Below are 22,273 nucleotides of genomic sequence, written 5' to 3' on the forward strand. Positions count from 1 at the left end.
GAGAGGCGGGAGGCGGACGGCTGGGTTCGGCCGGATGTGGACCGGGCCTCGGCCAGATATCTCGACCGGATCTGGCCCGAGCGAGGGCGGGGGAGCTACTGCGACCGATGCTTCAGCGCCGCTTGCGCTGCCGCGAGCCTTGCGACCGGCACCCGTGGGCCAGAGCAGCTCACATAGTCCAGACCCGCTGCGTCGCAGAAGGAGATCGACGCCGGATGGCCGCCATGCTCGCCGCAGATGCCCACGTGCAGATCCTTGCGCGCGCATCGGCCCCAATCCACGGCCAACTGCATCAGCTTGCCGACCCCCTTCTCGTCGAGCACCTCGAACGGGTTGTCGTTCAACACATCGGACTGGTTGTAGAGCGGCAGGAACTTGTTCTCGGCATCCTCGCGCGAGAACGAGAACACGGCCTGGGTCAGGTCGTTGGTGCCGAACGAGAAGAACTCGGCCTCTGCAGCCAGGGACTCGGCGCGCATGCAGGCCCGCACCACTTCGATCATGGTGCCAAACTTGAACTTGACCGGCTGACCGTGCTTGGCCTGGACCTCGGCGTGGGCCTCGTCGACATAGGCCTTCACGCGCTTGAGTTCCTGCACGGTGCAGACCTGCGGCACCTTGATCTGCGGCTGGATCTCGATCCCGGCCTGGGCACACTCGGCTGCGGCCTCGAGAATCGCGCGCACCTGCATCTTGTAGATCTCCGGGAAGGAGATGCCAAGCCGCACGCCGCGATGGCCGAGCATCGGGTTGGTCTCGTGCAGGGCACGCACCTTCTTGAGCATTGCCTCTTTCTTCGCGATCGCCTCCTCGACCATCATCGGGTCCATTACCCGGCGCACTGCGTCGAACTCGTCACGCGCCTTCTCTGGTGTATGCAGCAGGCCCATGGAGCCAGCCAAGGCCGTCATGCCGCGGGTCGCCCCAGCCAGCGCATGCAGATCGGCAAGGTCTTGCTCAAGCTGATGCTCGTCGGGCAGGAACTCGTGGATCGGCGGATCGAGCAGGCGGATGGTGACCGGATTCGGCGCCATCACCTCGAACAGCTCGCGGAAGTCCTGCCGCTGTAGGGGCAGGAGTGCCTCTAGCGCCGTATCGCGCTGCTCGGTGGTCTCGGCGACGATCATCTCGATCACCAGCGGCAATCGCTCGGTGGCGTTGAACATGCGTTCGGTGCGCGCCAGACCGATGCCGACCGCGCCGTACTTGCGCGCGTTGCGGGCATCCTCGGGCGTGTCGGCATTCGCCATCACCTTCAGCCGTGCGACCTCGTCGGCCCATTGCAGCAGGGTCGAAAGCTCGGGCGTGAAGTCTGGCTCAACGGTCGGGATCTCACCGAGATAGACGCGCCCGGACGAGCCATCAATGGTAATGGTGTCACCCTCCTTGAAGCTGGTTGCGCCGACGATCGCCTCGCGCCGGCCGACATCCACGCTGATCCCCTCGGCACCCGCGACACAGGGCTTACCCATGCCGCGCGCGACCACCGCCGCGTGCGAGGTCTTACCACCGCGCGCGGTCAGAATACCTTCGGAGGCAAAGAAGCCATGGATATCCTCGGGCTTGGTCTCCTCGCGCACCAGGATGACCTTTTGCCCCTGATCATGGCCGAGCTGATGGGCGCGATCGGCATCGAAGACGGCAATGCCCGCCGCCGCGCCCGGCGAGGCAGGCAGACCCTGGGCGACCGGCTCGACCCGAGAACTTGGGTCCAAGCGCGGGAACAGCATCTGCTCGAGGCTGATCGGATCGATGCGCTGCAACGCCTGCTCCTTGCTGATCAAGCCCTCCTGCTCCATCTCCACCGAGGTGCGCACCATGCCGTGCGCGTTCATCTTGCCGTTGCGGGTCTGTAGGCAATAGAGCACGCCGCGCTCGATGGTGAACTCGAAGTCCTGCACCTCGCGATAGTGGCTCTCGAGCTTGGCGCGCAGCTCGGCCAGCTCTTCGGCCATCTGTGGCATCTCGACCTTGAGCCGATCGAGCGGCTTGGGCGTGCGGATACCCGCGACCACGTCCTCGCCCTGGGCATTGATCAGGTATTCGCCGTAGAGGGCGTTCTCGCCGGTGCCCGGGTTGCGGGTGAAGCCCACGCCGGTGGCGGAGTCGTTGCCACGGTTGCCGAACACCATGGTGCAGATATTCACTGCGGTGCCATTGGCCATCTCCGGGGTGATATGGAACTGCCTGCGGTAGTCGACCGCGCGGCGCCCCATCCAACTATTGAAGACCGCCTTGACCGCGATCTCGAGCTGCATCATCGGGTCCGAGGGGAAGGGCTTGCCGGTGTGCTCCTCGACCACCTTGAGGAAACGTTCGCTCATCTCCTTGAGGTCGGATGCCGTGAGATCGATATCCTGCTTGGCATGCGCGGCCTCTTTGACCGCGTTGAATTCCCTGTCGAAGGCCTCGTCATCGACACCGAGCGCGACCTTGCCGAAAAGCTGGATGAAGCGCCGATAGGAGTCGTAGCCAAAGCGATCATCGCCCGTGGCCTTGATCTCGCCCAGCAAGGTCTCTTGGTTGAGGCCGAGGTTGAGGATGGTGTCCATCATGCCCGGCATCGACATCGCCGAGCCGGAGCGCACCGAGACCAGCAGCGGGTTGTCGGGGTCGCCGAAGCCCTTGCTGGTCTTGCGCTCCAAGGCTTCCATTTGCGCGCGGACCTGATCCATCACGCCCGCTGGCAACTGATGATCGGGCTGCTCCAGATAGGCCAGGCATGCGTCGGTCGTGATCACGAAGCCGGGCGGCACGTTGAGACCGATCTGCGTCATCTCGCAGAGATTGGCCCCCTTGCCACCGAGCAGCTTCTTGTTCTTGCCGTCGCCTTCCTCGAAGGCGAATACCCATTTGTTCGATTCAGTCATGCTCTCGGTCCTCGATCCTCGGTTCGGGTGATCAATGCCATCTATTTGATCGAGCATCGTCGCTGTTGGGAAGTGTCCGAAATCAACTGCTCTAGGACTAAACAGCCCGATGACACGATCGCCTGATCTTAGAGGGTTGGACGCTCTCGATAAAACCGCGCTCCATGCGCGAACCACCAACCAACGGCGCCAAGCCGTTTATACTGCCGGCCTTCGCTCCCAGCCCGATCGCCACCGCGATCGCTACCGGGCCCGCACAGACATCGACACCGTATCAGCGCCGAAAGAGACGCGCAGGATCTCAGCCATGTTGGACAAGACCTACGATCCCAAAACCATCGAAACCGCCTGGTACCAGCACTGGGAGCAAGCCGGCTGGTTTGCCCCGGACCTAGGGGCTGGGGCTGGCCCCAACGTCGGTGGCGACCGAGGCCAAGGCGATGTCGCGCCCCCGTTCTGCATCATGATCCCGCCGCCGAACGTGACCGGCAGCCTGCACATGGGCCATGGCTTCAACAATGCGATCATGGACGCCCTGGTGCGCTACCACCGCATGCGTGGCGAACCGACCCTCTGGCAGCCGGGCACCGACCACGCCGGCATCGCCACCCAGATGGTGGTCGAGCGCCGGCTCGAAGCCGAAGGTCAGACCCGCCACGATCTCGGTCGCGAGGCCTTCATCGAGCGGATCTGGGAATGGAAGGCCGAATCCGGCGGCACCATCACCCGTCAGTTGCGCCGGCTCGGCTCCTCGCTCGACTGGCGGCACGAGCGCTTCACCATGGACGAGGGGCTTTCCAACGCCGTGCGCGAGGTCTTCGTGCGCCTGTTCGAGGAAGGGCTGATCTACCGCGGCAAGCGCCTGGTGAACTGGGATCCGGTGCTGCACACCGCGATCTCGGATCTCGAGGTGATCGCCGAGGACGAGGCTGGCCACATGTGGGATCTCAAGTATCCGCTGAGCAACCGCACCGGCGCGATGATCGTCTCCACCACCCGCCCGGAGACCATGCTCGGCGACTGCGCGGTAGCGGTGAACCCGGACGACGAGCGCTACAAACACCTGATCGGCGAGACCGTCGAGCTGCCGCTCACCGGCCGGCGTATCCCGATCATCGCCGACGAGCACGCCGACCCCGAGCTTGGCACCGGCTGCGTCAAGATCACCCCGGCGCACGACTTCAACGACCACGCCGTCTGGCAGCGCCATCGCGACGAGACGCCGATCGCCGATCAGCCGCACGGCGGCCTGATCAACCTCTTCACCATCGATGCCGCCATCCGCGCTAATGCGCCGGAGGAAGGCGAGCTGATCCCCAGCGCCTACAGCGGCCTCGACCGCTTCGAGGCGCGCAAGCGCATCCTCGCCGACCTTGAGGCCCAGGGGCTGCTGGTGCAGGTGCGCGAGCATCGGCTGATGATCCCACGCGGGGATCGCTCCGGCGCCATCGTCGAGCCCTATCTGACCGATCAGTGGTACGTGCGCATCGAGCCGCTGGCCAAGCCGGCCATCAAAGCGGTTGAGGACGGTCACATCCGCTTCGTCCCGGACAACTGGAAGAACACCTATTACGAGTGGATGCACAACATCCAGGATTGGTGCATCAGCCGCCAGCTCTGGTGGGGCCATCGCATCCCGGCCTGGTACGATGACGAAGGCAATATCTACGTCGGCCGTTCCGAGAGCGAGGTGCGCGCCAAGCACGGCCTGAGCGACGCCTATCCGTTGCGCCAAGACGAGGACGTGCTCGACACCTGGTTCAGCTCCGCGCTCTGGCCCTTTAGCACGCTCGGCTGGCCGCCCGAGCAGAATGGGCAGAGCAACCAGCACGGGCAGAACGGTCGGCACGAGCAGAGCAGCGAGCAAGGGCACCAGGAGCAAACGGATCGACTATCCACCTTCTACCCCACCTCGGTGCTGATCACCGGCTTCGACATCATCTTCTTCTGGGTCGCCCGGATGATCATGATGGGGCTCAAGTTCATGGGCGACGTGCCCTTTCGCGACGTCTACATCCACGGCCTGGTGCGCGATGCCCAGGGCAACAAGATGTCGAAATCCAAGGGCAACGTGCTTGACCCCATCGATCTGATCGACGGCATCGAGCTGGAGCCGCTGGTCGCCAAGCGCACCAAGGGGATGATGCAGCCGCAACTGGCCGAGAAGATCGCCAAGCAGACACGCAAGGAATTCCCCGATGGCATCCCCGCCTTCGGCACCGACGCCTTGCGCTTCACCTTCGCCGCGCTCGCCACCACCGGGCGCGACATCAAGCTCGACCTCGGTCGCGTCGAGGGCTATCGCAACTTCTGTAACAAGCTCTGGAATGCCTCGCGCTACGTGTTGATGAACACCGAGGGGCAGGATTGTGGCAGCGGCAGCAACGACGCACCAGGCCTCGAGCTAAGCGCTGCGGACCGATGGATTCGGAGTCGATTGAACAAGACCGTCGCCAGCGTGCGCGACGCACTGGACGCCTACCGCTTCGACCTCGCCGCTCAGGCCATCTACGAGTTCACCTGGAGCGAGTTCTGCGATTGGTACCTCGAACTCGCGAAGCCGGTCCTCACCAGCGACACCGTCTCTGACGCAGCCAAGCGCGGCGCCCGCTGGACCCTGGTCCGAACCCTGGAAACGCTGCTGCGCCTGGCCCATCCCTTCATGCCGTTCATCACCGAAGAGATCTGGCAGAAGGTGCGGCCACTGGCCAGCCCCAGCGGCGATCATCCAGCCGCAACCATCATGCTCGCGCCCTACCCGCTCACCGACAGCAGCCTCGACGATACCGACGCCGAGGCCGAGATCCGCTGGGTGCAACAGTTCATCCTTGGTGTGCGCCGCATCAAAGGCGAGATGAACATTGCTCCGTCCAAGCAACTGCCAGTCCTGATTGCCAACGCCAGCGACCGCGACCGGCAGTGGATCGAGCAGGCACGCCCTTACCTCGACTTCCTCGCGCGCACCGAATCGATCACCGTGCTCGACGACGAGACCGAAGCCCCGGAAGCCGCCATCGCCTTGGTCGGCGCGATGAAGATCCTGATCCCGATGGCCGGGCTCATCGACAAGGACGCCGAACTCAAACGCTTGGACAAGGAGATCGCCAAGCTAAGCGCCGACATCGAGCGCATCGAGAACAAGCTCGCCAACCCCAGCTTTGTCGACAAGGCACCTGCAGCGGTGGTCCAAAAGGAGCGCGACCGCATCGCCGATCAGCGTGCCGCGCTCGCCAATCTCAGTGAGCAGCGCGAGCGGATCGCCGCGCTTTAGTCAAGCGAGACTCTGCATCAAACAGCTCGATCCAATGCATCACGGACACCTGTGCGGCAGCGGCTAGGTGCGTCTGGCAGCCGACGTTGGCGGTCGCGATCAGCGCGGGCGCGCCCGCCTGCAGGGCCTCAAGACGATCGGCCTGCAGCCGCTTCGACAACCCAGCCTGCAGGATCGAATAGGTGCCCGCCGAGCCGCAGCAGCTATGGGCATCCCGCACCGGGGTCAATTCAAAACCAACGCCCGTCAGCAGGGCCTCGACTCGGCCCATCAGCTGCTGACCGTGCTGCAGCGTGCAGGGGGGATGGAAGGCGATTCGATGCGGCACACCACGCGCGAATGGACTCGGTAGCCGGGCCAGATCCTCGGCGTTGAGCAGTTCGCTCAGATCGCGTGCTAGGGCCGAGACACGCGCCGCCTTGGCTGCATAGTCCGGATCATCGCGCAGATGCCAGCCGTAATCCTTGACCACCGCACCACAGCCGCTCGCGGTGATCAGGATCGCCTCGGCCGGCGCGCGCCCGTCTCGCGGCTCGATCTCGGGCCACCAAGCGTCGATATTGCGACGCATGAAGTGCTTCGCCTCGTCCGGCGCCGCCAAATGCTGACTGATCGCCCCGCAGCAGCCACCGCCTTGCGGCTGCAACACTTGGATGTCAAGTTGCGCTAGCACACGTTTGGTCGCCTGCACCGTCCCCGGCGTTAGCGTCGGCTCAACGCAGTTATCGAGCATCAGCACCCGCCGCCTTGCAACGCCCTGCGGCGTCTGCCGATCTGCAGCAACAGCCCCGGCAGTCACGCTCGCGTTCGCTTTCGCAGCAGCCGCAGTCCCGGTGATCGCCGCATTCGCGCCCATAGCATCGGGCGATTGCGATAGCGCCACCGGCACCTTATCGCGCAGTCGCGCCGGCAGCAGCGGCCGCATCCATTGCCCAACGCGCAACAGCGGCACGAACCGACTCGGATAAGGCAGCACCTTGCGCAGCCCCCAACGCATCAGCCGCTCATGTACGGGTCGCGGCACTGATCGCTCAATCCGTTCGCGACCAATCTCGACCAGCTTGTGATACTCAACCCCGGACGGACAGGTCGTCTCGCAGTTCAGGCAGGTCAGGCAACGATCCACATGCTGCTGCGTCGTGCGCGTCGCCGGCTCGCCCTCCAGCACCCGCTTGAGCTGATAGATCCGCCCACGCGGGCCGTCCAGCTCGTCGCCTAGAAGCTGATAGGTCGGGCAGGTCGCGGTACAGAAGCCACAGTGCACGCAGCTGCGCAGGATGCGGTCGGCCTCGCGGCCATCGGAGGTTGCCAGCAGCTCCGGGATCAGTCGCGTCTGCATGACCAGCTCATCGATACAGCCGACCGGGATTGAAGAGGCCGTCTGGGTCAAAGGCCTGCTTTAGACGTTGATGCAACCGCAGCACTACAGGACTCAGCGGCGCGAAGACCCCATCCGTTGGCAATGGAGTGCTTGCCCCCGCGCGGAACAGCGTTGCATGCCCACCAGCAGCGGCAGCCCATGCCCGAACCGCTGTGGTGGTGGATGCGCCAGATCGCGCCTCTGCATCAGCGGACGCCGTGGCCGCAGCCCGAGGGTCAGCATCAGCCACACCCGCTGGCTCCGTCCTCAGCCAGCGCAAGGCGCCGCCCCACTCGATCAAATCAACCCCCGGAATCGCATCCGCTGCGGTCGCCGGTGGTACCGACACTCGCCACAGCGGCCGCTCACCGGCAACACATGCCAGTCGCTGCTCACGTACCGCAGTCCAGAAGGCATCGGCTTCCGCAGGGGTCATCAGCATGCCGCCGAGCAGGCGCTGCGTTTCGGTCAGCGCCTCATCACTCCCGGCGACCCGCAGATGCAGCCGGCCATTCAGCCAAGCCATGCCCGTGATCGGCAGCGCCTGCCCAGCCCAACGCTGCATCAACGCCAGCGCACTCGCTTGATCCTGCTCCTGTACCAGCGTGATCCGGCCCGGCGGCCTCGGCATCACCTTGATCGACACCTCCAACAGCACGCCCAGCACCCCGAGCGAGCCCACCATCAAGCGCGATAGATCGTAGCCAGCGACGTTCTTCATCACCCGGCCGCCGAACTGCAGCACCTTGCCCTTGCCATTCAGCATCCGCACGCCGAGCACCGCATCACGGACGCTGGCTGCATAGGGCCGCCGAGGCCCAGACAGACCCGCCACCACTACCCCGCCGATCGTCGCTCGCTCACCAAAATGCGGCGGCTCGAACGGGAATTCCTGCCCATGCTCAGCCAGCAGCGCCTCGACCTCGGCGAGTGGCGTGCCGGCCCGAACCGTGACCGCCAGTTCAGTCGGCTCATAGGCGATGACACCGCAGTGGATTGAGCAATCCAATTCGGCATCGGCCTGCACCGGATTGCCATAAAAGGCCTTGGTCTTGCCGCCGTGGATCGCCAGCGTTGTGCCCGCTAAGCGCGCGGCATTGACCTGCTCGACGATCGCCTGCTCAGTCATCGTATCCAAGTGTTCAGCAGCCATCGAAGTCGAGCACCAGCTAAAACCGTGGCAGCTCGGGAAACTTCAGCTCCCCGTGATGGACATGCATGGCCCCGAATTCCGCGCAGCGGTGCAGCGTCGGCACCGCCTTACCCGGATTCAGCAGCCCCTTCGGATCAAACGCCGCCTTCACCGCATGCATCTGGGTCAACTCGGCGCTATTGAACTGCACGCACATCTGATTCAGCTTCTCGACACCCACGCCATGCTCACCGGTCACGGTGCCGCCCACCTCAACGCACAGTTCCAGAATCGCGCCGCCGAGTTCCTCGGCCTTATCCAGCTCCCCGGGGTTATTCGCATCGTAAAGGATCAATGGATGCAGATTGCCGTCGCCGGCATGGAACACATTCGCCACCGCCAGCCCATATTCAGCCGATAGCTCGGCGATGCGATTCAGCACCGGCCCCAGCTCACGGCGCGGGATGGTGCCGTCCATGCAGTAATAGTCCGGCGAGATCCGCCCGACCGCCGGAAACGCCGCCTTGCGTCCCTTCCAAAACCGCAGGCGCTCTGCATCATCCACAGCTGTGCGAACACCGGTAGCCCCGGCACCGAGCAGCAGCTCGCGCACCCGCATCACATCCACCGACACCTCGGCGTTGAAGCCATCCAACTCGCAGATTAGGATCGCCGCCGCGTCCATCGGATAGCCAGCATGGACAAAGGCTTCGGCCGCCCGAATCGCCGGGTTGTCCATCATCTCCAGCCCGGCCGGAATGATTCCGGCCCCAATGATCCGAGCCACCGCCGACCCAGCCCGCTCGATGCTATCGAACGACGCCAACAGCGCCTGCGCCCGCTCCGGCTTCGGCAACAATTTCACCGTCACCTCCACGATGACGCCGAGCATCCCCTCCGAGCCCGTCATCAACGCCAACAGATCCAGCCCCGGCGAATCCAGCGCCTCGGAGCCCACCTCAAACAGCTCACCTTCAACGCTCACCAGCTTCAGTTTGAGAATGTTGTGCACCGTCAGCCCATACTTCAGGCAGTGCACACCGCCCGAGTTCTCGGCCACATTGCCCCCGATCGAGCAGGCGATCTGCGATGACGGATCAGGCGCGTAATAGAGCCCATGGACAGCCGCAGCCTCACTGATCGCTAGATTGCGCACCCCCGGCTGCACCCTCGCCATGCGATTGGCCGGGTCAATGTCAATCATCCGATTGAACTTCGCCAGCGACAGCAGCACCCCATCGGCGAGCGGCAGCGCGCCGCCGGAGAGCCCCGTGCCCGCCCCGCGCGCCACCACCGGCACCTCCAACCGATGACAGAGCCGCATGATCTGCTGCACCTGCTCCACCGTCTCCGGCAACGCCACCACCAGCGGCCGCTGTTGGAAGGCGCTCAGCCCATCACATTCATAAGGCGCCAGCTCAGCCTCGCTCGCGAGCACGCTGGCCGCAGGCAGCAGCCGACGCAGCTCCGTGATGACCTCGGGCTTTGGATTCAGCGGGCGTTCGTCTGGGATTCTGGACATGAATGGACTCGACCGAAACCTTAAATTCAAGCAGTGTCCTGTGCTGCCAACGTCTGATACACCTCCGTCAACGTCTCATCACCACCCACATTCCCCGGAAAGATCACCACCGGCAGATTCGGAAAACGCGGATGATCCTCCGGACAACGCACCACCGAACAGCCCGCATGCACCTGCCCGAGCACCCGCGCGGTGCGCAACGCCAACGCCTTGCTCAGCGTATCGTTCGAAGTAATCCCCCCCTTACTGATCAGAAAACCGATATCCGCCGGCAACCGCTGGCCAATCTCCACCAGCAACGCCGCCACCCGATCCCCAAACGCCAAGCGCTCCGCCTTGGTCGCAAACTGCCGCTCGCTGCGGCTGGTGTAGAGCACCGCACCGTAGCCCTCACGCATTGCCGCCTCCACCGCAGCAATCAACTCCGTCACCAGCGTATCAGCGGCGTCGATCCGCCCCGGATCCCTATCGGGACCTACCGCATCCGTCCCATCCAGCCGATCCAGATCAACCTCCAGTCCCACCACATTCGTCTCCGCCAACAGATGCTCCAACTGCCGTGTCGACTTACCGACATGCGAGCCCATCAACACAACCCCTGGCTGGCCACCGCGCACAAAGGCCGCCATCTCGGCTGCCGGCACCGGCTGTGGCGACAGCCCCGCCAAGGCCGTCAACAGACTCGCTGCACTGCGAAACAGAAACCGCTTGCCCTGCCCCGCCGTCGCCAACACCTGCCGAGCAAAGCCATCCAGATCCGCCTGCTCCTCGGCATCCACCACGCAACAGCGATTCCCCTCCAAGCGAATCAGCCGACCCTCCAATTCCCCGCGCACATCCGCCAGCGAAAGCCGCTCCACCTCATCCGCAGCAATCCGCCCTGCGGTCTTCTCGTCAACATAGTCCGGCAAGAATGCCGTGCTGAACCCGAACACCGAATCCCGCGCAAACTCCGTCTCATGCACCGGCACCGGCTCGCCATCAACCATCAAATAATGGATCCCATCCCGCGTAAAGCGACCACCTTCAAAGAATGCGGGCACCAGAAAATGCGCATCAAACGGCCCCAACACCTCCTCGATCACATCCGTCTCCACCGGATAATGCCCACGCAAGGTACTATCCGACCGACTCACCACCACCGGCTGCACTGGTTCCCCAGCCTCTTCCATCCGCGCCAATGCGGCACCCAAATTGACACAAATCTCACGCGTGACTGCGGCTGCTGACTCGGCATCCATCCCCCGCGTGTTGCTCAGTACGAAAAACAGTGGCGATGCATCGCGCAGGCCTTCCAGCAAGGTCTCCACATCCCATCGCGTCAGCAACAGGCACCCATGCACCGTCTGCGAGCCCGTCGGGTCATCATCAATTGCAATAATCTTCGTCACAGGTTTCGTCATATCCCGACCCAGTCAATCTGAAAACGCTACAAGCGCGGAATTCGGGTGATCCGACCCGGCCGGCAGTCTGACCCTCGCCCCTCAACCAGACTCAAGGCCCGCGCTGCGCCGAAACCCGGTACCACAGGCATCAGAAGCGCTGGGGTCGGGTGCCGTCTGTCGGGGGTGTGCGCAGCAGGGAGCTGCGCTCAAGCCTCCAAGGACGGATTCACGGCGTTCCCCGACAGGCGGTACGCAATCTAACGAGCCACAGCGCTCGATCCACCGCATCAACGCCCACTCCACCGCGTCAAAGCCACAAGCGATCAGCCAATCAACCCAACAGCCCGACCCGCCAACGCCTCCCCGGTGATCCCATTAAACGCCATGATCTCCGCCGGGGAAGCCGTCGTTTCCCCCCGCTGCCAACCGACCAAATCCCGCGCCCCAGCCCGCGAGCGCAACATCACCGGCTCCAACGCCACCGTGCCACCGCCACTCACCGCCACCAACGCGTCCCCATCAAACTGATCTGCAAACGCCGAATCATCCATAAACCGCCCATCCGCCTCCGCACTCTGCGCCCAGGCCACATCCCCAGCCCGATACAACCGCCGCGGATTCACCACCGCCACAATCCGCACCCGATGCCCAGCCGTCTCCAGCGCAGCCTTCGCCTCGAACACCGGCAACAACACCATATCCCCAGTCACCGCGAACACCACCAAAGACCCGGCGCCGGCCGGCGACTCATACAACGCCACCGCTCCTTCATCAATCGCCCGCGCAGCCTGCTCCGGCGTCGTATACACCGGCAACGCCGACTTACTCGCCACAATGCTGATGCACTTATTGAACTGCGACGTCGCCCAAGCAAAGGCCGCCTGCATCATGTTCGCATCCGCCGGATACAGCAGATAGCTATTGCCATTGCGCATCTGCCCACCGAGATAGTTCTCGATCTCCGGTCGCTGATGCGTCCAGCCATTACGCCCCTGCTCCAAGGCACCCGCAGTGAACATGCTCAGCACCGCCGGCGTGCGCCGCCGCAGCTCCGCCATCGCCTGCGCCACCGTCTGCACGATCGGCCAGCCATTGATCGCAAAGCTCTCATACGACAACCACAGCGAACGCCCACCGAACAGCGCAATCCCCGCCGCCAAGCCCGCACAGGCATCCTCGCTCAGCGGCTCATACACCTGCCCGCTTGGCGCCTGATTGTAGAGTGCATCAGCGGTGGGATGGCGAATCTTCAACCGCTCATTGATCACCTTCATCGCCGAGGCCTCGTTGCCATCGGCATTGGTCACCACGAACAGCGGATCGCGCTCGCCCAGCGTCGCCACCATCTCCGCCATCGCCGTTGACGGTACTGCCTTATCGCCGACCGCAAACGCCTGCATGGGCAGCTCGCCCACCTCCGGCAACGGACGCTCGGTCTCGGTCACCACCACCTGGCCCGCCGGCCCGCCACCGGCCCGCGCCATCAGCGTGCGCACCAGCGCCCAAGCCTCCGGCGCCAGCGCGCCATGCTCCAGCGCCTCGGCAATGCTCGGCTTCTCTGGCTTATCGCCGGGATACAGGTTGTGCGACTTCGCGCCCCGCGCATGCACGCCGGCACCTTTCAGCTGCTTGATGATCACAGCCGTTAGCGTCCCACTCATCGCCGAGTCGGCCGCCTCGCGCATACCGCCCAACACCGCCCGAGTGAAGGCCGCCCGCGCCGACTCGCTAAATAACGTGCTGTCGACATACGCCTCTGGCTGATCAGCGTCATCAAACGCCTTCGCATCGATCAGGATCACCCGCTCGAAGCCGTGCGTCTGCCAGTACGCCGTCATCTGAGCGTTATCCATCAAAGACACCATCGAATGATGCTCCTGGCTGTAGCCGTTCCAGATCAGCACCGGCAGGAAGTTGGTCACCTCCGGATAGCTGGTATGGAAATGCTTCATCGCCGAGAGGATATAGGGCTCGCCAAGGCCACCATCGCCAATCGTGCAGGGGAACAACGTATCCCGATTCAGATAGGCGCCGGCCATCGCAAAATGCTGCCCCTGCCCGAGCGGCCCAGCCGGTGCCAGCAGACCCGGGATGGCCCCCGACAGATGCCCAAGCAGACCATCACGCTCGCGGAAGCGCTCCTGCATCTGGGTCATGGTGCTGATACCCATCGCCTCCAGCGAGCCATCCAAGAACATGCTGCTGTAGAAGCCCGGCGCATGATGGCCGACCTCGGTGACGATGTTCTTATGCCCGAGCATGATCAGCGCCGCGATCGCATCCGCCGCGCTCGCGAAACCACCTGGATGACCCGACTCCTTCGACGCGCACAGCTGCAGCGTCGCATAGCGCAGCGCATTGGCCATCAACCGCGTTTGGAAAACCGCTGCCTCATCGACCTCAGCAATCGCCGAGGCTCCCTCAGCGATCACCGGCTCGCCGAACTCAGCAAACCGTGGCGGCAGATCACCAAAATGGAGCACCCCCTCGCAGAAATCGGGCGTCGTGCTTGCGCCCTCGGGCGCAGTCATCGGGGACGGAGCGGTCATCATCAAAATCCTCGTCGATCAGGAAAGCCATTCAGCGTGGAGAGGAGGAACATGCGACCCAGAGCGCCATTCCGCAACAAGGGCATCCAAGTCATCGACCGCGCCAGCGGCCGATTGACAGCTTTCAATGTGGCCCACCATCCGAGGACTTAAGCTGCGCTGATCACGAGTAGGGTCTGCCAGCCTGTCCGAGACCGTCCAAGCCGTCTCCAGCCTTGAGCCCCGGATTCGTCTCTGTGTTCCTCGCCAGTGAAGCACATCGCCATGAAGCAAACCCTGCTCAACGAACGTTATCCACTCTTCGTGCTCAGGCTCGATCGCGACGAAACCCGTTACCAGAGCGTCGATGCGATCTGCGACTATTTTCGCGGCTGTATCGAGGCGCATCGCTGCGGCCAGTTTATCGCCGTCTTCGATCATTACGCCCATACCTGCAGCCTGCCGGATGGCGCCGTGGAGAGCGACATTCGCGCGGCCAAGAACGTGCTGTTCTGCTTTGGCCTGACGCTTCCCAGCCCCGAGATCCTCGGCCTCAGGCCGCGCTCGATCGGTGTCGCCGAACTCGATCATCAGTTCGTGATCAGCTTCATGGAAGCTCCCATGCCGCTTGCCAATGCCGCGATGGAGGATTGGGCGCTGGGGCTACGGCAGAACGATCTCGAGCCCAACGCCGCGCTGACCTAGCCCGCGAGCGCAACCACCGTTGGTTGCACATTGATTGCTCAGCGGAATCCATACATCATCATGGTCTGGAAACACGCTCTCTGTCTCCGAGCCGTTTCCGTTACCACCCCAGAGAATTCGACCGATGCGTATCGCCGTCACCAGCCAGAATTTCAAGACCATCACCGGCCACGCCGGCAAGAGCCGCCGCTTTCTCATCTACGATCTCGAGCCCGGCGGCGAGCCGCTCGAGGTCGAGCGGCTCGACCTGCCCAAGGAACGCTCGCTGCACGAGTACCACGGCCCGGATCATCCGCTCTATCAGCGCCAGCTCACCGCCATTTTGACCGGCGGTGCTGGGCGCCCCTTCGTTGAGCGCATGGGCCGAGAGGGCATCGAGGTCATCACCACCGGCGAAACCGACATCGCTGCGGCGCTGAAGACGATCGCCGAGGGCGAGGCCCTACCACCCGCCGCGCCGCATGAGCATGAGCACTGAATTGGAAACGATGAGACTGGTGGATGCTGACCCACGCAAGGGGCGCCAGCATCTAAACGCGTTCAAGCTGCTTCGGGATGTGAACGATGCTAGATAGCGCAATGGTCGAGCTATCGCGGTGGCAATTCGCCATCACCGCGATGTATCACTTTCTCTTCGTCCCGCTGACTCTTGGTCTCAGCTGGATGCTGGTGATCATGGAAAGCGTCTATGTGATGACGGGACGCCAGATCTATAAGGACATGACCAAATTCTGGGGCAAGCTGTTCGGCATCAACTTCGCCCTCGGGATCACCACTGGACTGACCATGGAATTCCAGTTCGGCACCAACTGGGCCTACTACTCGCATTACGTCGGCGACGTCTTCGGCGCGCCGCTGGCCATTGAGGGCCTGATGGCCTTCTTCCTCGAATCGACCTTCATCGGCCTGTTCTTTCTCGGCTGGGAGCGCCTGACCAAGCGCCAACATCTGGCCGTGACCTTCCTGGTTGCCGTGGGCTCCAGCCTCTCGGCGATGTGGATCCTGATCGCCAACGGCTGGATGCAGCATCCGGTCGGCTCCGAGTTCAGCTTCGAGACCATGCGCATGGAGATGGTCAGCTTCAGCGAGGTGTTGTTCAACCCGGTCGCGCAGGTCAAGTTCGTGCATACGGTGGCCGCCGGTTATGTCACTGCGGCGATGTTCGTCGCCGGCATCAGCGCCTACTACATGCTCAAGGGGCGTGATCTCGCGTTCGCCAAGCGCTCGTTCTCGGTCGCGATGGGCTTCGGTCTGGCGTCGATCCTGTCGGTGATCCTGCTCGGCGACGAATCCGGCTACGAGGTCGGCGACGTGCAGAAGGTCAAGCTCGCCGCGATCGAGGCCGAATGGCATACCGAGCCGGCGCCCGCCCCGTTCACGGTCTATGGCCGGCCCAGCAACGCCGACGAGGAGACCCATGATGCGATCAAGATCCCCTGGCTGATGGGCCTGATCGCAACCCGCTCGTTCAACCAAGAAGTTACCGGGCTGAAGGATCTGATGCGCGAGCACGAGATCCGTATCCGCTCCGGGATGATCGCCTATGAATATCTTCAGCGGCTGCGTAACGGCCAGGATACCGAAGGCAATCGCGCGGTGTTCAAGGATCACATGGACGATCTCGGCTACGGGCTGCTGCTCAAGCGCTACATCGACAACCCGGCCGAGGCCACCGAGAAGCAGATCCAGATGGCGGTCAAGGACTCGATCCCCGAGGTCGCGCCGCTGTTCTGGGCCTTCCGCATCATGGTCGGCGCCGGGGTGTGGATGCTGTTCTTGCTCGCGCTCGGCTTCTACTTCAATGCCAAGCGGCAGATCCAAGACAAGCGCTGGTTGTTGCGCGCCTTCCTCTACAGCATCCCGGTGCCCTGGATCGCCGCCGAGACCGGCTGGTTCGTCGCCGAGTTCGGCCGCCAGCCATGGGCCATTGGTGAGGTGCTACCGACCTCGGTCGCGGTCTCGAGCCTGACCGCCAATGATCTGGTCATCAGTCTGAGCGCCTTCATCCTCTTCTATACCGCGTTGTTCATCATCGAGATGTACCTGATGTTCAAGTTTGGCCGGCAGGGGCCAAGCTCGTTGCACACTGGCAAGTATCACTTCGAGAAACAGCAGACGCCGCAGAGCGATGCGACCGGTGGCGGAGCGCCCTCGGCATCCGCGCCCGCGAGCCAGTATCGAGGAGAAGGTTCATGATCATCGACTACGAAGTTCTCAAACTGATCTGGTGGCTGCTGGTCGGCGTGCTCTTCATCGGCTTCGCGGTCACCGATGGCATGGACATGGGCGTCGGCACCCTGTTGCCCTTCCTCGGCAAGGGCGACGACGAGCGCCGGGTCATCATCAACACCGTCGGCCCGCACTGGGACGGCAATCAGGTCTGGCTGATCACCGCCGGCGGCGCCATCTTCGCGGCCTGGCCGCTGGTCTATGCCACCGCCTTCAGCGGCTTCTACTTTGCGATGCTCTTGGCGCTGTTCGCGCTCTTCTTCCGACCGGTCGGCTTCGACTACCGCAGCAAGATCCAGGACAAGCGCTGGCGCAGCACTTGGGATTGGGGCCTGTTCATCGGCAGCGCGGTGCCGGCGCTGGTGTTCGGTATCGCCTTCGGCAACCTGTTGCAAGGCGTACCCTTTCACCTCGATGAACTGCTGCGGCCTTACTACAGCGGGAGCTTCTTCGGGCTGCTCAACCCGTTTGCGCTGCTCGCCGGGCTGATCAGCCTCGGCATGTTGACCATGCACGGTGCGATCTGGCTGCAGCTGCGCACCAGCGAGCCGATCGCCTCGCGCGCCAAGCACTGGGCGAAGATCGTCGGGCTCGCGACCATTGCCGCATTCGCGCTCGCCGGTCTGGATTTGACCCTCTTTGTCGATGGCTTCAAGGTGGTGAGCATGCCGGCGCTGGACGCGATTCCGAATCCGCTGACCAAGGAGGTCGTGGTCGATCCCTACGGCTGGTTGACCAACTACCGCCTGTACCCCTGGACCTTGCTGTTCCCGATCCTGGGCTTCGCCGGGCTCGGGTTCGCGGTCTCGCTCTCGATGCGCGATCGTGCCGGGCTGGGGTTGGTCATGAGCAGCCTTGGCATCACCGGGATCATCATGACCGCCGGCGCCGCGATGTTTCCGTTTATCATGCCATCAAGCACCAACCCGAACAGCAGCCTGATCGCCTGGGATGCGACCTCGAGCCATCTAACGCTGACGGTGATGTTCTGGGCGGCGGTAATTTTCATCCCGTTGATCCTGGCCTACACGACCTGGACCTATACCAAGATGTGGCGTCGGGTCACGGTCGAGGAGATCCGCGCCCAAGATAGCTCGGCCTACTAACTCGGCCAGCGGCCTATTCGCTTTCGGAGCAGCAACGCATGTGGTATTTCACTTGGATTCTCGGCGTCTTGCTCGCCGTCGCCTTCGGTATCATCAACGTCATGTGGTACGAATCCTCGCAGTACATGGGTGATCCGCAAGACGATCAACACCCGGACTGAGCCCGCCCCATGCAGGACTACCAACCGCGCCCCGGCCTCCTCAACGACCGCGTCATCCTGATCACCGGCGCCGCCGAGGGAGTTGGCCGCGCGCTCGCCCTCGCCTGCGCCAAGCACGGCGCGACCGTCGTCCTCAGCGGCTTTCACGAGAAGGCACTCGAGACGGTCTACGACGAGATCCTCGCCGCCGGCGGGCCGGAGCCAGCGAGCCTGCCGCTCGATCTGGAGACGGCGGACGAGCAGTTGATGCTCGGCGTCGCCACCACGCTCGGCGATGAGTTCGGCCGCCTTGACGGCCTGGCGCATACGGCGCAATACATCCCCTTCCTCAGTCGCATCGACGACTACGACGCCGAGCAGTGGGACAAGGTGCTGCGCATCAACCTCACCGGCCCCTTCCTGCTGACCCAGGCCTGCCTGCCACTCCTGCGCGCGGCCGAGGCCGCCTCGGTGCTGTTCCAGTCCGATCGCGTCGGCCGGCGCGCGCTGGCCTACTGGGGCGCCTTCGCCGCCGCCATGTCCGGTATCGAGGCGCTGATGCAGACCCTGGCCGAGGAGACCGAGGACAACAGCCGCATCCGGGTCAACAGCATCGATCCCGGGGCGGTGCGCACCGCGCAGCGGCGCGAACTCTACCCGGCCGAGGATCCCAACACGCTGCCGACAGCGGACAGCATCGTCAATGCCTACCTCTACCTCCTCGGTCCTGACTCTCGCGGCCTGAGCGGACAGGCCCTGAGTGCCCAGACGCCGGGCGCGCCACCGAGCCCCTGATGAGCACGCAGAATCGCCACGCACATGGCTCAGCACCAGAATGGCCGCTGAACGAGATCGCACCTGTTGCCGACGCGGTGCGCCGCCGCGTGCTCGAGCACACGTTGCGCAACAATGGCGGCTATCTGAGTCAAGCCTGCTCCGCCGCCGACATCCTCGCCACCCTCTATCTGCGCGTGATGCGACTCGGCCCCAGCACGGCGCCCCTGATCCCGCGCGCGTTTGCCGGCGTGCCCGGCCGCGACAACCCCCACGCCTTCACCGGCGCCGACTACAACGGCCCGCGCGCGCCGGAGCTGGATCGGTTCATCTTCTCGCCGGTGCACTACGCGCTCGTGCTGTACGCGCTGCTGATCGAACTTGGCCGACTCGGTCCCGATGCGCTGGAGCGCTTCAACACCGACGGCAGTACGGTCGAGCTGATCGGCGCCGAGCACTCGCCCGGCCACGAGGTCACCGCCGGCTCGCTTGGTCAGGCCCTGAGCCAGGCCGGCGGCATCGCCCTCGCACGGCGGCTGCGCGGCGAGGCCGGGCGGATCTGGGTGTTCATGTCCGATGGCGAATTCCAGGAAGGCCAGACCTGGGAAGCGTTCGCCGCCCTCGCCCATCATCGTATCGGCAACCTCGGTGTCTACATCGATGCCAATGCCCAGCAATGCGATGGACCGATGGCCGATGTGATGACCATCGAGCCGCTTGCCGAGCGGCTGCGTGCCTTTGGCGCCGAGGTCCATGAGGTCGATGGGCACGACTATGACGCCCTAGCAGCGCCCGCGCTTGCGCGCCTGTCCGCCGACCCTAAGCGCCCGCTGGTGGTCATCGCCCGCACCGACCCTTGCCGTGGCATCGAGCCGTTGCGCGCGCGCGCACCCAAATTGCACTATCTCCGCTTCAAATCGCCGACCGAGCAGGACGCCTACGAAGACCTGCTCGAACACTGGCAGGACCGCGTCTCATGATCGAGCTGGTCACCCGTCCCCATCGTTCCAATCTGATCCGCTGGGCGGCCGAACGCCCCGAGGTATTGGTTCTCGGCGCTGATCTCACCGCCTCCTGCGAGGCCGATGGCTTTCGCGACCACTACCCGGAGCGCTTCTTCTCGTTCGGCATGGCCGAGCAGAACATGCTCGGCTTCGCCGCAGGACTCGCGCGTGAGGGCTTCTTCCCGTATATCCACACCTTCTCGGTCTTCATCACCCGCCGTCCGTTCGATCAGCTGGCGATGAGCATCGCCTATCCCAACCTGCCGGTGCGCCTCATCGGCTTCCTCCCCGGCATGACGACCCCCGGCGGCGTCACCCATCAGGCCATCGACGATATCGCCCTGATGCGCGCTGTGCCCAACATGACCATCCTCGAGGCCGGCGACGCGACTGAGGTCGAATCCATGCTCGATGTGGCCCAGGCGATCGATGGCCCGGTCTATGTGCGCCAGCTCCGTGGCGAGGTGCCCAGGCTGTTCCCCGCTGATCAGCCGCTGCGCCTCGGCCAGGCGCGGCTGCTCGGTAGCGGTACCGATCTGGCGGTGATCAGCTCCGGCGTCTGCACTGAAGAGGCCCTCAGCGCCGTTGCCGCGCTGCGCAGCCGGGGTGTTGCCACCAGCCACCTGCACGTCTCGACCCTCAAGCCCTTCGCTGATCCACAGTTGCTCGAGCAGATCGCCAACGCCCGCTATGGTGCCATCACGCTCGAGAACCACGGCATCATCGGCGGCCTCGGCAGCGCGCTGGCGGAACAGCTCGCCGAGCAAGGCATTGGCAAGCGACTGATCCGACTCGGGCTGCGCGATACCTATGCCCATGGCGCCAGCAAGCCCTACCTGATGCACGAATACGGGCTCGATGCAGCGGCGCTGGTGCATGCCGCCGAGACCCTGATCGGCGACTCGCTCGGCATCGATGCCGCGCTCCTGAGCGAGCACGCAGCCAACGCTCGCGCCGAGGCTCAGGGTGCGACGCTCACCAAGGCGGATCGAACCGAGGATCTCTAAGGCGATGATCGGCTTGGCCCGCGACGCTTGAAAACTCCCGCACCTTCACTCGTGCTCAGCGGTGAGCGCTTCACTGCGGTCTACCGCCTCCACGGCTCGGCGACCGAGGTCGAGGCCCGCGCGCGCGCGATCTGCCTCGAGCAGACGGTCGAATTCCCGGAGGCGCTGATCCCGAGCGAGGCGATCCGCGCGCAGATCGTCGGCGAGATCGCCTCGATGACGCCCTGCCCGGCCGATGACGCTGCCAACGGCGTCGAGGTCAGCATTCGCTACCCGATCGAGACCGCCGGGCGCGAACTGACTCAGCTACTCAATGTGCTGTTTGGTAATGTCGCGCTCCAGCCCGATGTGCGGCTGCAGCGCATCGAGCTGCCACCAAGCCTGCTGCGGCATTACTGCGGACCGCGCTTTGGCATCGCCGGGCTGCGGCAACGCCTGGGTGTCACCGATCGCCCGCTACTCTGCACCGCGCTGAAGCCCATGGGGCTGAGTCCGGCCGAGCTGGCGGACCTGGCCTATCGGCTGGCCCTCGGCGGCATCGATCTGATCAAGGATGACCACGGCCTGAGCGATCAGACCTTTTGCCCCTTCGATGAGCGCGTCAGCCGGTGTGCGGAGGCGGTGGCTCGCGCCAACCAAGAAACCGGGCACATCAGCCTCTACCTGCCGAACGTCACCGCGCCCGCCGATGAGATCGTCCCGCGCGCGGCCCGCGCTTGCGAGTTAGGCGCTGGTGGGCTGCTGCTCTGTCCGGGGCTGACCGGGCTCGATAGTCTCCGACGCCTGGCCGATAACGACCAGCTCGCGCTACCGATTCTGAGTCATCCGGCGCTGCTCGGTGGCCTCAGCCTGGGACCGAGCCAGGGTGTGGCGCATGGCCTCTTGTTCGGCACCCTCGCCCGTCTCGCCGGCGCGGATGCGAGCATCTTCCCGAGCTACGGGGGGCGCTTCGCGTTCAGCACCGCCGAGTGCCGCGAGATCGCGACTGCGGCTCGCGCGCCGCTGGATGGACTCGCACCGATCTGGCCCGTGCCCGCCGGCGGGATGCGCCTGGAACAGGTGCCTGACCTGATGCGCGTCTATGGACGCGACAGCATGCTACTGATCGGCGGCGATCTGCATGCCGGCTCGGATCTCGCGGCACGCTGCCGTGCTTTTCTGACCCTCGTCGAGCAGACCCCCGAGCAAACGTCGAATCATTGACTAAACTCAATGACAAGATGGCTATGGCGCTGCGCGC

At 64.2% G+C, this 22,273-nt stretch carries 16 protein-coding genes; 10 read left to right on the forward strand and 6 right to left on the reverse strand.

The features are described from left to right. Positions 1–95: 95 nt before the first annotated feature. On the reverse strand, positions 96–2,870 hold the full coding sequence (ppdK, locus tag AC54T3_RS02390) for a pyruvate, phosphate dikinase (protein ID WP_496622007.1): 2,775 nt from the start codon (positions 2,868–2,870) through the stop codon (positions 96–98). Between the two features lie 307 nt (positions 2,871–3,177). Here ppdK and AC54T3_RS02395 point away from each other — a divergent pair, with 307 nt between their 5' ends. Next, complete coding sequence (locus tag AC54T3_RS02395) at positions 3,178–6,141, forward strand: valine--tRNA ligase (RefSeq protein WP_496622009.1); 2,964 nt, start codon at positions 3,178–3,180, stop codon at positions 6,139–6,141. On the opposite strand, the gene glcF is transcribed toward AC54T3_RS02395, so the two are convergent. The 5 genes from glcF to AC54T3_RS02420 form a co-directional block, all read right to left on the reverse strand. Continuing rightward, the gene (gene glcF / locus AC54T3_RS02400) at positions 6,107–7,480 is read right to left on the reverse strand and encodes a glycolate oxidase subunit GlcF (RefSeq protein ID WP_496622011.1); all 1,374 of its coding nucleotides are present in this window, start codon (positions 7,478–7,480) and stop codon (positions 6,107–6,109) included. The two genes, AC54T3_RS02395 and glcF, sit on opposite strands and share 35 nt — an antisense overlap. A gap of 7 nt (positions 7,481–7,487) precedes the next feature. Then, the gene (glcE, locus tag AC54T3_RS02405; protein WP_496622012.1) at positions 7,488–8,654 is read right to left on the reverse strand and encodes a glycolate oxidase subunit GlcE; all 1,167 of its coding nucleotides are present in this window, start codon (positions 8,652–8,654) and stop codon (positions 7,488–7,490) included. 16 nt (positions 8,655–8,670) lie between these two features. Then, positions 8,671–10,155: an FAD-linked oxidase C-terminal domain-containing protein gene (locus tag AC54T3_RS02410; protein ID WP_496622014.1), complete on the reverse strand. Its 1,485-nt coding sequence runs from the start codon at positions 10,153–10,155 to the stop codon at positions 8,671–8,673. A gap of 26 nt (positions 10,156–10,181) precedes the next feature. After that, positions 10,182–11,558, reverse strand: a complete 1,377-nt coding sequence (locus AC54T3_RS02415) for a four-carbon acid sugar kinase family protein (RefSeq protein WP_496622016.1) — start codon at positions 11,556–11,558, stop codon at positions 10,182–10,184. Between the two features lie 305 nt (positions 11,559–11,863). Beyond that, the gene (locus AC54T3_RS02420; protein WP_496622018.1) at positions 11,864–14,092 is read right to left on the reverse strand and encodes a phosphoketolase family protein; all 2,229 of its coding nucleotides are present in this window, start codon (positions 14,090–14,092) and stop codon (positions 11,864–11,866) included. 261 nt (positions 14,093–14,353) lie between these two features. On the opposite strand from AC54T3_RS02420, the gene AC54T3_RS02425 reads away from it, so the two are divergent. The 9 genes from AC54T3_RS02425 to AC54T3_RS02465 all read left to right on the forward strand — a co-directional run bounded on the left by AC54T3_RS02425 (position 14,354) and on the right by AC54T3_RS02465 (position 22,236). After that, complete coding sequence (locus tag AC54T3_RS02425; RefSeq protein WP_496622020.1) at positions 14,354–14,773, forward strand: DUF6858 family protein; 420 nt, start codon at positions 14,354–14,356, stop codon at positions 14,771–14,773. A gap of 124 nt (positions 14,774–14,897) precedes the next feature. After that, positions 14,898–15,251 (forward strand): NifB/NifX family molybdenum-iron cluster-binding protein, encoded by a 354-nt coding sequence (locus AC54T3_RS02430; RefSeq protein WP_496622021.1) that lies wholly within the window; start codon positions 14,898–14,900, stop codon positions 15,249–15,251. Positions 15,252–15,337: 86 nt separating this feature from the next. Further along, on the forward strand, positions 15,338–16,969 hold the full coding sequence (locus AC54T3_RS02435) for a cytochrome ubiquinol oxidase subunit I (protein ID WP_496622023.1): 1,632 nt from the start codon (positions 15,338–15,340) through the stop codon (positions 16,967–16,969). Then, a complete protein-coding gene (cydB, locus tag AC54T3_RS02440) occupies positions 16,966–18,108 on the forward strand; it encodes a cytochrome d ubiquinol oxidase subunit II (protein ID WP_496622024.1) in 1,143 nt (380 codons plus the stop codon). Before AC54T3_RS02435 ends, cydB begins: the two co-directional genes overlap by 4 nt. 38 nt (positions 18,109–18,146) lie before the next feature. After that, on the forward strand, positions 18,147–18,269 hold the full coding sequence (gene cydX, locus AC54T3_RS02445; protein WP_496622026.1) for a cytochrome bd-I oxidase subunit CydX: 123 nt from the start codon (positions 18,147–18,149) through the stop codon (positions 18,267–18,269). A 9-nt stretch (positions 18,270–18,278) separates the two neighbouring features. Continuing rightward, on the forward strand, positions 18,279–19,043 hold the full coding sequence (locus AC54T3_RS02450) for a YciK family oxidoreductase (protein WP_496622028.1): 765 nt from the start codon (positions 18,279–18,281) through the stop codon (positions 19,041–19,043). Beyond that, the gene (locus AC54T3_RS02455; RefSeq protein WP_496622029.1) at positions 19,043–20,002 is read left to right on the forward strand and encodes a transketolase; all 960 of its coding nucleotides are present in this window, start codon (positions 19,043–19,045) and stop codon (positions 20,000–20,002) included. The genes AC54T3_RS02450 and AC54T3_RS02455 overlap by 1 nt, the downstream gene beginning before the upstream one ends. Beyond that, positions 19,999–21,033 carry a transketolase family protein gene (locus tag AC54T3_RS02460; RefSeq protein ID WP_496622030.1) on the forward strand — a complete coding sequence of 345 codons (1,035 nt, stop codon included), beginning with the start codon at positions 19,999–20,001 and terminating at the stop codon, positions 21,031–21,033. Before AC54T3_RS02455 ends, AC54T3_RS02460 begins: the two co-directional genes overlap by 4 nt. 27 nt (positions 21,034–21,060) lie before the next feature. Next, positions 21,061–22,236, forward strand: coding sequence for a RuBisCO large subunit C-terminal-like domain-containing protein (locus AC54T3_RS02465; RefSeq protein ID WP_496622032.1), 1,176 nt, complete (start codon positions 21,061–21,063; stop codon positions 22,234–22,236). Positions 22,237–22,273 lie beyond the last annotated feature (37 nt).

The sequence above is a fragment of the Halochromatium sp. NSM3 genome (assembly GCF_059621085.1).